The sequence below is a fragment of the Streptococcus sp. E24BD genome (assembly GCF_041807825.1).
In the GTDB taxonomy this organism is placed as follows: Bacteria; Bacillota; Bacilli; order Lactobacillales; family Streptococcaceae; genus Streptococcus; species Streptococcus entericus.
The window spans coordinates 23,595-36,507 of sequence record NZ_JBGTZB010000002.1; the positions used below are offsets into that span (position 1 = coordinate 23,595).

Consider the following 12,913-nt stretch of genomic DNA (forward strand, 5'->3'; position numbering starts at 1 on the left):
TGAACAAACGTGTTGGATTATCTTTTGAGTAGCTGTCTGGTGGTTGGTCAAAGGTAGGTCATGCAAATCAAGCACAGCTTTAACCGCTAGTCTGTAAAGCTTTGATAGCTTATTCCAACGGAGTGACTGCGCGTGAGTCACTCGTCAGATAGGATTAGGAGAGGCTGGGGAGAATCCTGGCTTCTTTATTTTATTACCGTCAATTAACCAAGACGCAGTGGCTGAGTACCTCTGATGTGCTGAGTTCATTAACTTATTCAACTGTGTCGGTCTGGAATACACCTTATTGAATGAACGGTTGCTTTTCACTTTTTATTTTCGGCAATCAGAACTGATCAAATGAATTGAAAAAGACACTACATAGTGATAAAATAATACTCATCATATAACGAAGGAGTTTATGCATGAAACAGATTGAGTTAGGTATTTCAACATTTGGCGACACGTCTGAACTGGTTGGCACAGGAAAGCCCTTGGCTCATGACCAGCGCCTGCGTGATTTAGTTGAGGAGATTGAATTAGCTGATCAGGTTGGTCTTGATTTTTATGGCATTGGGGAGCATCATCGAGAAGATTTTGCGGTTTCTGCACCAGAGATTGTTCTTGCTGCTGGTGCGGTTAAGACCAAGCGCATTCGCTTGAGTTCTGCGGTGACCGTTTTGTCCTCTATTGATCCTATTCGCCTTTACCAGCAGTATGCTACCATTGATGCGTTGTCAAATGGCAGAGCAGAGATTATGGCTGGTCGAGGATCATTTACAGAAAGTTTTCCGCTATTTGGCTATGATTTGAAAGATTATGAAGAACTGTTCGACGAAAAATTGGAGATGCTTTTAGCGATTAAAGACTCTACCTATCTGAATTGGACAGGAAAGCATACCCAAACCGTTGATAACAAGCCAGTTTTACCTCGTGCTGTGCAAAAAGACTTTCCGATTTGGGTAGCGACTGGCGGTAATGCGGCTTCGACTGTCAAAATTGCAGAAAAAGGTTTACCGATTGCTTACGTGATTATCGGTGGCAATCCCAGAGCCTTCAAACAACTAACCAAAGCTTATCGAGAGATTGGTCAGCAAGCAGGGCATGATAGTGATCGGTTAAAAATTGCTGCCCATTCGTGGGGATGGTTGGCTGAAACAACAGAACAAGCTGTCGAAGATTATTTCCTACCGACTAAAATTGCTTCCGATAATATTGGGCGGACACGTCCTTACTGGCGACCACTGACTCGTGAGTATTATGACAGTGCAGTTGGACCAGATGGCGCCATGTTTGTCGGTGATGCCGATACCGTGGCTGAGAAGATGATTCGCCTGATTGAGGATTTGGACCTAGATCGCTTTATGCTACACTTGCCAATTGGTTCTATGCCATATGCTGAGACCTTAAAGGCAATCAGGATTTATGATGAACAGGTTGCACCAAAGGTACGTGCTTATTTTGCTGGGAAAGCGTAAATGAATCTACCAGTACAAATGAGTATGGAGGAACTAATAGTCACCCCTTATCATTTAACGACATCAGGATTTCAGCATCATTGACAGTCACTCGTTAAATTTTAGTTAATGCATAAAACACTTGTGACAACTGACGTGACGAGTGTTTTTTAGTTGCCACTCGTCATCACCTGATGCTTTTTTCTTTTATCTTTTAATGTGATATAATATCCACCCCTCCCCGAGCAGTCCATTTGCTATTAGTTTACGAGCGAGCTCATCCTTGCTCGTTTTATAATTCTCCGATGAATCGGTAATGAAGTTCAATCGTGACTTGCCGATTTTTTCCTCGTCCAATCGGCTGCTGGACAATAATCTTATCAATCAACTCATTTACTAGATGTGGCGTGAGGGTTTCAAGTTTTGTATATTTTCGGATAGTCGTCAAGAAGTTGTCGATGTTCTCTGCAGATTCGGTTTGGGTGTTCAAAACATTTCGAAGCTCCGCAACTTTGCTATTAAGCTCTGCCTGCTCACTTTCACAGCTATCCGCTAACTTTCGAAATCGCTCCTCGCTAATTTCGTCCAGAAGTTGCTTTTCGTAGAGTTTTTGGATAATCATATCCAGCTCTTTTGCTCGATTTTCAGCCTGATTTAATTGCTTTCGAAGTCCGTCCTGCTTTTGATGTTCTCGAATATCAAAGCGAGATTTTAGCTTTTCGAGCAATTTTTCTTCATCTAACTGAATAGAAGCAATCAGTTGCTGGAGGTCGTTAAGAACAAGCTCTTCCAAAATTTCCTTGCGGAGATAATGCGAACCCGAACAGCTATCGCCAGCTCGGTGAAAGTGACAACACTTGTAATGGTCGAGGTTGGTGTCGGCTTTTTGTTGCGGACAAAAACTCAACTTATGCCCGTTTTCGCAAAAGACCAAACCTGCGAAAAGATTTCCGTGACCAGGCTTGTTTTTCCAGTCATATCGGCGAGCAATTCGTTTGTGGCTCATCATCTTACGAACCGTTTCGAAATCTTCTTTTGAGATAATCGCTTCGTGCGTGTCTGGAAAAATCAGCCAATCCTCCCAAAAACACCACAGAAACGGCGACACTATGCGGATAAAATCCAACCCGAAGCGAATAGCGATGCGAACGCCAAAAGCAAGTAAAAACAGCTGAGTTTACTCAACCGTTTGATTAGTTATTTTATTTTGATATATCTACTGCCATGATTTTAGCAGTTTGCCTCAAGACTTCTGAGATAATTCGTGACGAGTCTTCATCTGTCCGTTGGCTGATTTGATTGAACAAATCTCGTGCTTCGGTTGAATTTTCGAGTTGGCAGGTATAACGTAATTTTCTATGTTCTCCAAGATTATGAATTGCTTCAAAGGTACCTGAGTTTATCAATTGGTTCCAATCCATGTCAAAATTTTGAAAATGACTCAATTCTACAATATCTCCAGCTTTAAGCTCGAGATATGTTTGGCGATAAATATCTTTCAGGTTTTCTAAACTCTTCAGTCCAGTAAATTGATGTTTTGGTTGCTTTTCCATAAAATTCTCCTTTCGAGTTAGGTTGTTGCTCTCAGAGGATAACTCTCTTTGAGAAAAAAGTCCAGTATTTTTTTGAAAAAATAAAGCTCAATAAGCGATAGGAAGATAATGATAACGGCTTCAATCTGTGCTATAATAGAAGTATAAAATTTAATAAAGCCGAAGGGTATACCCTTCCTTAGTTATATTCATAACTAAGGAATCCTATCAGCCCTTCACAAATTTTCAGCTGAAAGGGAGACCGAAAGATGAAGCAAGAACTAGAGCGACTTCTGGCACAAAATGACACCTTTATGGTGGAAGGTGTGCTTAATAAAAACAAACTGGCTGAGCTGGCGAGACAGTACAATCCTGAACTCCTCAATCTCTTGATGAGTGATGAGAGAATTTCCCAGCATTTCTTTTCCGCACTTGAGAATGGCGTTCTCGTCTTTAAGAAAGACGTCTTTTTGCAGTTTTTGAACAATAAGGAATTTCTTCCTGACAGCTTTACAGCCTATAAGACTAAAATAGGTCTGGCAACTGGTGACAAGTACCTGTCTGAAAATCAAGACGTTGTTCTTAACTTCCCTTATAAGGATTGCGTGTTGGAGGGAGGACAGACTAAGGAGGATGCCAAGCGTCAGGAGATTTTCTTTAATGAAACACTTGCACCAACAGAAATCAATCGTCTTTTGGACGACAAGGTCTTGACCAACTTCAAACGCTTTGATGAGAGCGGTGAGACAGCAGTCGGCGACTTGAAAGAAACAGATAACCTCATCATCAAAGGGAATAATCTGATAGCCCTCCATAGTCTCAAGAAACGTTTTGCAGGGAAAGTGAAATTGATTTATATTGACCCGCCGTATTATTTCGACAAAGAGAAAAATGAGGATACTTTTGCATATAATTCTAATTTTAAGCTATCGACTTGGTTGACTTTTATGAAAAATCGCTTAGAGGTGGCAAGAGAGCTTTTGTCAGAAGATGGTGCAATTTTTGCCCAAATTAGTGATGATGGTGTAGCAGAACTTCACTTGTTATTAAAAGAGGTTTTTAACAAGCCTGGTCAAAACAATTTTATTAATAAAATTACAATAAAAACCAAATCTCCCTCTGGTTTTGCAAGTGTCAATCCAGGAGTGTTTGAGACGGCAGAATATATCTTATCGTTTGCCAAAGACAAATCGAAATGGAAATATAATCCTCAATATGTTCGTTCTGATTACGATACTAATTACAATCTCTACATAACTAATAAAAACGAAGAGCATTCGAAATGGCAAATTGAGAATATTGGTGAATATGTTGCAAAAAAACAGGGTTACGAAAATAAGAGAGTAGCTATCAAAGAATTAGGTCGTGCGTTTTTTGATAATTTAGTGGCGGATTTTGCACTGGAAAATTCAGATGCTGTATTTCGCTATACAACTATCAACGACAATGCAAGTTATATCTTGACTGAATTAAGAGATGTATCGAAAAGAGAGCCGAATACCATCTTTTTCCAAGCTAGAAGTGATAATTATGATGTTTATGTTAAAAATGGTCAAGAGATAGCTTTCTATTCTAAAAAGATTAGAGAAATTGATAGCGAACGGGTTCCAAGTATTCAGTTGTCAAATATCTGGTCGGATATCCCTTACGAAGGTATTGCTAAAGAAGGTGGCGTGACATTAAAAGGTGGGAAAAAGCCTGAAAAACTCATTCGTCGTATTGTAGAGTTAGCTACGAATACAGGTGATTTAGTGATGGACTACCATCTTGGCTCAGGAACTACGGCGGCTGTAGCTCATAAATTAGAACGGCAATATATCGGACTTGAACAACTGGATTATGGTGAAAATGATAGTGTAGCACGCCTATGTAGGGTAATTAAGGGAGATAAAACAGGCATCTCTAAGGCTGTCAACTGGACTGGTGGCGGTAGCTTTGTTTACGCTGAACTCAAAAATGACGCTCAAGATTTCAAAAATGCTATCCTTGAAGCGACGACAACGGAAGAATTGCTGGAACTCTTCGAAACGGCGAAGAAATCTTCGTTCCTCTCCTATCGTATCGACCCGAAAAAGCTGAAGAAAGCTGAATTTGAAAAATTGAGTCTGGCTGAGCAGAAGCAGATGCTGACCGAAATCATTGACAATAACAACCTTTATGTCAACTACAGCGATATGGCGGATAGTAGCTTTGCGATTTCTCCAGAGGAGCAGGCACTTAACCACGCCTTTTATGGTAAAAAACGGGAGGATTAGGCGATGAATGACAAGCAGTTTCTCCATGAGATTTACGACAGTGCTAGCCAGAATGGGTTCAAGGACTTTAAGGCGGATATTTCAGACTATATCACGAAAAACCTGGCTTTCCCGCTTCGACCTTATCAAAAAGAGGCGATTGGACGCTATCTGTATTACAAGGACGACGCCCAGCATCGAACAACTCCAGAGCAAATCCTCTACAACATGGCGACAGGGTCAGGAAAAACGCTCCTGATGGCGGCAGTCCTGCTTGAGAAGTTCAAGCAAGGCGAGCGGAATTTCATTTTCTTTGTCAACAACGATAATATTTTGACAAAAACAAGGGATAACTTCTTGGCGAATGGGTCTGGCAAGTACCTTTTCGCTGAGAAAATCGTGATTGATAGCCAGGTTGTGGCGGTGCGTGAGGTGACGGATTTTTCGGATATCCGTGAGGATAGCATCAATATTGTCTTTACCACCATTCAAAAACTCCATCAAGACCTCAATACCCCACGAGAAAACCGCCTGTCTTATGAGCAGTTTGCGGATATTTCGGTGGTTCTCTTGGCGGATGAGGCTCATCACCTTAACGCTGGATTGAGCAAGGCTGAAAAAGACGAGAACACCAGCTGGACGAGTACGATTGAGGCGATTCAGCGAACAGCGAAACGCTCAAGTATCTTCGAGTTTACAGCGACGATTGACCTTAATAACGCCGCAATCGCCCAAAAATATCGCCAGAGCTTGATTTTTAAGTATGACCTGAAGGAATTTCGACTCGATAAATTCTCCAAGGATGTTCTGTTTCATCTGGTGGATGGCGAGGTGGATAATCGAATGTTGCAGGCAATCATTATTAGCCAGTACCGTAAAAAAGTCGCCCTCAAACACGGCATCAACCTTAAGCCCTTGGTGATGTTTAAGTCGCAGAAAATTGCGGAGAGTAAGGGGAATCAGGATGCTTTTTCGACACTCTTGGATTCTTTGTCGGCTGAGAAAATCGCAGAGCAACGCCAGCTCGTTGGGGATGCGGATGAAAAAAATAGTATTCTCCGCAAGGCATTCAATTTCTTTGAGTATGCTGATATTTCGGATGCGGACTTGGTTGCTGAGTTGCAGGAAGATTTTCGAGCGGAACGACTCCTTCTTATTGACGGTAAAAATAAAACCAAGGATAACCTGACGACGATTAACACCTTGGAGCGTCCCGATAATGAAATTCGAGCGATTTTTGCCGTGGATATGCTTAACGAGGGATGGGATGTCCTAAACCTTTTCGACATTGTCCGCCTCTACGACACCCGTGACGGAAAAACAACAAAAAATGGCTGGAAACCTGGTGTAACCACCAACGCCGAAAAGCAGTTGATTGGTCGTGGTGCTCGCTACTATCCTTTCGTCATTGACGGCAATCTCGACGAAAAGTACACCCGAAAATTCGACGACAACGAAAGCAAAGAGCTCCGTGTTATCGAGCAGTTGCATTATCATTCGGCGAACAACCCTCGCTATATTTCAGAGCTCAAGCAGGTTTTGCGAGAGTCTGGTATTTTTGACGACCAGGGGCTGGTGGAGCGAGAACTACACTTGAAACCATCTTTCATCAAAACTCGAACCTACACTGATGGTGTTGTTTGGGTTAACAAACGCCTTTCTTATGAAGAGCTTGTCGAACAACGACAGGAAAGTCTTTTTGATACAAACTTCGTTCCAGCGTTCCATGAGGTAAAATTGCCGACGCAGGGTGTGCGTGACCTCGAGGCTTTCGATGCGACAGAATATGTAGCGAAAAGTTTGAATGCCCTCGATTTTCGACTTGGCAAGGAAATTGGCAGGAATATCATTCGAGCGGCAATCAACCGCAACAAGAAGTTTTCGTTTGAAAATGTCAGAAAAGCCTTTGTCGGTCTCGCAAACTTGACAGGTTTTATGGAAATGCTTGAAGAGGTTGACCTGCGAGTGGAGTGCCAATACCAACTGGCAACTGATTTGACGCCGGACGACAAGCTCTATATTGTTGAGCATCTGCTTCATTATATAGAAAAAGACCTTGTGGCGACGAAGGAACGCTACTATGGCTCGCAGAAATTTGAGAGTGTTCCAATTCAGGCTGTTTTCGAAGAGAAGATTGTCCGAAAATACACCATCAATAAAAATAGTGATTCGGAGTTTGGGCTTTCGCAAAAAGATAACGGCGAAACGAAAATTTTCGAAGATTTGGACGGACTGGACTGGTATGCCTATGACGATAACTTCGGTACTAGCGAAGAAAAGTATCTTGTCCGTACTATCAAAGGCTTGATGTCAGACCTCCAAGAAAAGTGGACGGATATATACCTTCTTCGAAATGAAAAAGCTGTGAAGATTTATAGTTTCGATAAGGGGCAAGCTTTCGAACCTGATTTCCTTATGTTTGCGAATGACAAGAAAACAGGAAATGTTTCATGGCAGATTTTCATTGAGCCAAAAGGAAGTCAATTTTTGGATTCGGATAACACTTTCAAAAACAGCAAGGAAGGCTGGAAACAGGAATTCTTGCGTCAAATTTCTAACCGTGATGAGGCGAGGACGCTTGTGGACGATGAGCGGTATCGAATTGTCGGATTGCCATTTTATAACGATGCGATAAGCAAGGAAGAGGTTAAGGCGGAACTTAGAAAGCTATAGAGGGAAGTTAATATGGCTAAAAAAATTGATTTTCATATCCATACAGTTGCAAGTATAAAAGATTCAGATTTTACTTTTTCATTAGATTGGCTAAAAAAATATGCAGAGACTACGGAATTAGACGCTATAGCAATAACGAATCACGATTTATTTGATGAGGGTAATTTTAGAGAAATTTCAGAGGCCTTACCTGATATAAAAATTTATCCTGGCATTGAGCTCGCTTTGGATATTGGGCATGTAAACATAGTCTTTCCACGTGATTGTATTGGCGAATTATCCTCGTTTTCTCAGTGGTTATCTACAGTTCATCAAACCAACACTGACCATATAACTTGTGAGGAGTTGTGCGACAATTTATCTTGTTGGAATCAGGGGATTTATATATTCGAACTTGGCAAAAGTAAAGGTGTTAAGGAAATTCCTGATATTTTTAATGACGTTATATGTGTAGGTGGTGTCCCTAATCAGTTAAGATTTAATATTGCAAAAAATAATCCTGACAGTATCGCACCTTGTTTATTTAGTGATGCCCATGCAACAGAACAAGACTCGGATAATAATCGAAATGACATAGTAAAACTTCAAAACAAACAAACCTACTTGCAGATTGACTCCTGTGAATTTGAAGATATAAAAAGATGTTTGCGAGATAAGAGTAAAATCAGCATAAGTAAAGAAAATTTAAAAGATGTGATTAGTGTCGATGGCGTAAATATATCGTCAGGACTGAATCTAGTAGTTGGAAAACGAGGTACCGGTAAGACTCATTTCCTCAATAGAATAAAGGATTCTATCGAAGATGAATGTTATGAAATAAAACAATTCGAAACCGCTAGAGCTGATGAATATATAGAACAGCAAAGGAGAGAGCAGGGTCTAACAGCGATTTCTGAATGGCAGGAGAGATATGTAAATGAATTCTCAAAAATTAAATCTTATATTCAAGATGCTGACACAGAATTAAACGATATCGAAAACTTCCTTACAGATGTTAAAAGATTTGCTAACGAAATAGCAAAGAGTCAGTCTAGTCAAAAGTATTCACTATTTAAAGAAACTGAATTTGAGCTATCAAATATCGAATATATAAGAAATGCACTCATGAATATTATAGAGGTCATCGAGAAAGATGAAATCTGGATACATCTATCGAGTGCCGATCAAAAGAAAAATAATTTTATTGAAGTTTACTCAGAGCTTAGAGATATCTACTTGAAATATAAACGAGAAAATGAACTAAAGCAAAAAGTTAATGAGGTTATGAGAGACGTTAAAGATACCGTCACAGCTCGAACTGGAATTTCGAATATTCAGGAATGTAGTATAAATAAAGTTATTCATAAGCATCAACTTGAGAAAAAAATTGACGATTTCTTGAAGTGTATCACTGTTGAAACTCCAATAAAAAATGAGCGTCTGCATGGCTATCAAATACAAGTAAATTTAGTTCCATATCAGTCCGCTACTCAATTTCAGAAAGAAATTGGAACTAAGGAGGCTGTAAATAATGATTTGATAAAAGCTTATAATGAAAAAGATTTTATCACTTTTTTAAATAATTTAAGGCAAAAAAGTTTTTACAACGAAGCAAACTTTGCTGAATATTTAGTTAGAAAAGAGGTTAAACTTCTTGATTCGGAGGGCACCCCTGCATCTGGAGGTCAGGCTGTTGGCTTTGCCTTGATGATGAGATTGAATGAAGCAAAGAACAAGCCTGTTATTTTGATAGATGAACCAGAATCCTCTTTAGATAATGCCTATATAAAAACCGAGTTAAATAAAGCACTTAAAAAACTTGCTGAAAATAGTATGGTAGTTGTAATAACCCATAATTCTACATTAGGAGCATTACTAGAACCCGACTATTTAATTGTTACGTCAAAAAGTGATAATGGGGAATATTCTATTATGTCAGGGGAATTTAGTTCCAGCAAAATAAGGGATGCTGAGGGCATTGAGGAGAAAAGTTATAACAAATTTGTTGAAGCAATGGAGTCTGGAATAGAGTCATACACTAAAAAAGGAGTTGTATATGAAAATCTTAACAATTAATCAAGAATGTAACTTTTTAATAAATGAAAAAGAGGTAAAACCTGAAGATTTATCAAAACAAGATTTATTAGATTTGTTTAATGCAATCTATGATTTAGGTGATATCAATTTACTTCAAATTCCAGAGGATACTGAAATTAATAAGATAAAAAATCCAGTAGAAAAAGAAATAGTTAATCAGATTATTCAAAAAGTACAAGAATTTAAGGACAATCTTAATCAAATAAAGCAAGACATCGAGTCGACATTCCCAAGTCTTGAAACTGAATAGTGATTCTATATAAAAAATAATCATAGTATATTGTAACTATGATTATTTTTAGGGTTAAAGGCGTTGTATGTTAGTTTGCCATCTTGGACTGCTGCTCGAACTATGCTATAATAGTCCTATGGAACAGAAAGAAAAAATTGCTCACACCCTGAGTGTGAGCCCAACACAAGTTGAAACAGTCCTTGTCTTGACGGCAGAAGGCAACACCATTCCTTTTATCGCTCGTTACCGCAAGGAAGCAACAGGTAACCTTGATGAAGTTGCCATCAAAGCTATTGTGGATTTAGACAAGAGTTTGACGGCATTGATGGAACGCCAAGCAACTGTACTAGGTAAAATAGCTGAGCAAGGAAAATTAACAGAAGAGCTAAAAGCTGCCATCGAGCAGGCGACAAAGTTATCAGAAGTCGAGGAACTTTATGCTCCTTATAAAGAAAAGCGCCGTACCAAGGCAACACAAGCCAGGGAAGCAGGTCTATTCCCCTTGGCGCGTCTCATCTTGCAGAATGTTGGTGATTTGAGTCAACAGGCGGCAACTTTTGTCAGCGAACAATACCCAACTGCTAAGGAAGCTATAGCAGGAGCTTGTGATATTTTAATTGAAGCTTTGGCTGATGATCACAGGGTTAGGTCATGGGTTTACAATGAGGTCTGGCGCTATGGGCAGTTAACCTCAGAGCTTAAAGATGAAAAAGCTGATGAGAAAAAAGTCTTTCAAATTTATTATGATTTTATAGAACCTATCAATAAATTGCATGGGTATCGGGTTCTAGCGCTCAATAGGGCTGACAAACTAGGAATCCTCAAACTCAGTTTTGTCCATAACGTGGACAAAATGATCCGTTTTTTAGCGGCTCGCTTCAAGGAAAAGAACCAGTACATCGACCAGATTATCCAATCAGCCCTCAAGAAAAAAATTCTACCTGCTATTGAACGACGCATCTGGTCAGAACTCCTCGAAATGGCAGAAGATGGGGCTATACAGCTCTTTTCAACCAATCTCCGTCAGTTGCTTTTAATTCCTCCTCTCAAAGGGAAAATGGTTTTGGGCTTTGACCCTGCTTTTCGGACAGGGGCAAAATTAGCAGTAGTGGACCAGACAGGTAAGCTCCTAGAGACTCAGGTGATTTATCCCGTTAAGCCTGCTAGCAAGGCTCAAATTACAGAAGCTAAAGCCGAGCTGAGGCAGCTTATTGAGGCGTTTGCGATAGAGATTATTGCGATTGGGAATGGCACAGCTAGTCGAGAAAGTGAAGCATTTGTGGCAGAAGTGCTGGCAGACTACCGTGATGTTTCCTATGTCATCGTCAACGAGAGCGGTGCCTCTGTTTACTCTGCTTCCGAACAAGCGCGAGCAGAGTTTCCAGACTTGACTGTGGAGAAGCGCTCGGCTATTTCCATCGCCAGACGTCTCCAAGACCCGCTGGCTGAGTTAGTTAAAATTGACCCTAAATCCATCGGTGTCGGCCAGTACCAGCATGATGTCAGCCAGAAGAAATTAGCAGAGCATCTGGATTTTGTGGTGGAGACGGTGGTGAACCAAGTCGGTGTTAATGTCAATACAGCAAGTAGTGCCTTGTTATCTCATGTTTCTGGTCTGAGCAAGACGATTTCAGATAACATTGTTGCTTACCGTGAAGAAAACGGGCTCATCAGGAGCCGGACTGAGTTGAAAAAAGTGCCTCGTTTGGGTGCAAAAGCCTTTGAACAGGCCGCTGGCTTTTTGCGTATTCCAGAGAGTAATAACATTTTGGATAATACTGGCGTTCACCCAGAGAGCTACCCTGCTGTGAAAGCCTTGCTCGACAAGCAAGACATTTCTCAGCTGGATGAGCTTGCTCAAGTGAAACTCAAGCGTTTATCGATTGCAGAGACTGCGCATGAATTGGGTATCGGTGAAGCGACGCTAACGGACATTATTGCTGATCTGCTCAAGCCAGGTCGCGATTTGCGTGAGGAATTTGCAGCACCAATTCTCCGTCAAGATGTCCTAGAGCTCTCTGACTTGACTATTGGACATGAGCTTGAAGGCACGGTTCGAAATGTGGTCGACTTTGGTGCTTTTGTTGATATTGGTCTTCATGAGGATGGGCTCATCCATATTTCACAAATGAGCCATCAGTTTATCAAGCATCCGAGTGAGAAGGTTTCGGTGGGAGACATTGTGACGGTATGGGTTTCTAGGATTGACCAGGATCGTCAAAAGGTTAATCTGTCCTTGGTGCCACTCGATGAACTTAGATGATTATGTTCGGCAAGTGTCGCTAGAAGACTTTGGTCTTCCTTTTCGCCACAAGGCTGTGTGGAATAACCGATTGAGGAGCACAGGTGGTCGCTTCTTTCCAAATGATGGGCATTTGGACTTCAATCTCAAGGTTCTAGAAGAACATGGCGAAGCTGTTTTTCGGAAAATCGTCAGGCATGAGCTCTGCCATTATCACCTGTATCATGCTAAAAAGGGCTATCGGCATAGAGATAAAGATTTTAAGGACTTGCTGAAGCAGGTGGACGGGCTAAGATTTGTCCCATCAAGCAGGCAAGCAACTTATCATTACAGTTGCCGAGCTTGCGGGACGATTTACTCAAGGCAGCGGCGAATCAATCAAACCAAGTACCGTTGCGGCAAATGTTTAGGGCAGCTAGACTTGAATTTGTAAAATCAGTCTTATGACCGATGTTTTTTCGACAAACCTCGGTTATACTAGACTTATC

At 40.7% G+C, this 12,913-nt stretch carries 9 protein-coding genes; 7 read left to right on the top strand and 2 right to left on the bottom strand.

Going from position 1 to position 12,913, the window contains the following annotated elements; all coding sequences use genetic code 11:
* The first annotated feature begins 404 nt into the window (after positions 1 to 404).
* Entirely contained in the window at positions 405 to 1,457 is a 1,053-nt protein-coding gene (locus ACERC5_RS00665; protein WP_373659921.1) for an LLM class flavin-dependent oxidoreductase, read from the top strand.
* Between the two features lie 271 nt (positions 1,458 to 1,728).
* Here the strand turns inward: ACERC5_RS00665 and ACERC5_RS00670 are convergent, their stop codons facing one another.
* Together ACERC5_RS00670 and ACERC5_RS00675 are read right to left on the bottom strand one after the other, a co-directional pair.
* Entirely contained in the window at positions 1,729 to 2,562 is an 834-nt protein-coding gene (locus tag ACERC5_RS00670; RefSeq protein WP_373659922.1) for a DUF4368 domain-containing protein, read from the bottom strand.
* Between the two features lie 76 nt (positions 2,563 to 2,638).
* Positions 2,639 to 2,989 carry a hypothetical protein gene (locus ACERC5_RS00675; protein ID WP_373659924.1) on the bottom strand — a complete coding sequence of 117 codons (351 nt, stop codon included), beginning with the start codon at positions 2,987 to 2,989 and terminating at the stop codon, positions 2,639 to 2,641.
* Between the two features lie 248 nt (positions 2,990 to 3,237).
* Between ACERC5_RS00675 and ACERC5_RS00680 the strand changes: the two genes are divergently transcribed.
* The 6 genes from ACERC5_RS00680 (at position 3,238) to ACERC5_RS00705 (ending at position 12,858) form a co-directional block, all read left to right on the top strand.
* A complete protein-coding gene (locus tag ACERC5_RS00680; RefSeq protein ID WP_373659925.1) occupies positions 3,238 to 5,223 on the top strand; it encodes a DNA methyltransferase in 1,986 nt (661 codons plus the stop codon).
* A 3-nt stretch (positions 5,224 to 5,226) separates the two neighbouring features.
* The gene (locus ACERC5_RS00685; protein WP_373659926.1) at positions 5,227 to 7,875 is read left to right on the top strand and encodes a DEAD/DEAH box helicase family protein; all 2,649 of its coding nucleotides are present in this window, start codon (positions 5,227 to 5,229) and stop codon (positions 7,873 to 7,875) included.
* A gap of 12 nt (positions 7,876 to 7,887) precedes the next feature.
* Positions 7,888 to 9,930 (top strand): hypothetical protein, encoded by a 2,043-nt coding sequence (locus tag ACERC5_RS00690; protein ID WP_373659927.1) that lies wholly within the window; start codon positions 7,888 to 7,890, stop codon positions 9,928 to 9,930.
* Positions 9,911 to 10,201 carry a hypothetical protein gene (locus ACERC5_RS00695; protein ID WP_156019721.1) on the top strand — a complete coding sequence of 97 codons (291 nt, stop codon included), beginning with the start codon at positions 9,911 to 9,913 and terminating at the stop codon, positions 10,199 to 10,201. The genes ACERC5_RS00690 and ACERC5_RS00695 overlap by 20 nt, the downstream gene beginning before the upstream one ends.
* Before the next feature lie 118 nt (positions 10,202 to 10,319).
* Entirely contained in the window at positions 10,320 to 12,446 is a 2,127-nt protein-coding gene (locus ACERC5_RS00700; protein ID WP_373659928.1) for a Tex family protein, read from the top strand.
* The gene (locus ACERC5_RS00705) at positions 12,433 to 12,858 is read left to right on the top strand and encodes a SprT family protein (protein WP_373658032.1); all 426 of its coding nucleotides are present in this window, start codon (positions 12,433 to 12,435) and stop codon (positions 12,856 to 12,858) included. The genes ACERC5_RS00700 and ACERC5_RS00705 overlap by 14 nt, the downstream gene beginning before the upstream one ends.
* The last annotated feature ends 55 nt before the right edge of the window (positions 12,859 to 12,913 follow it).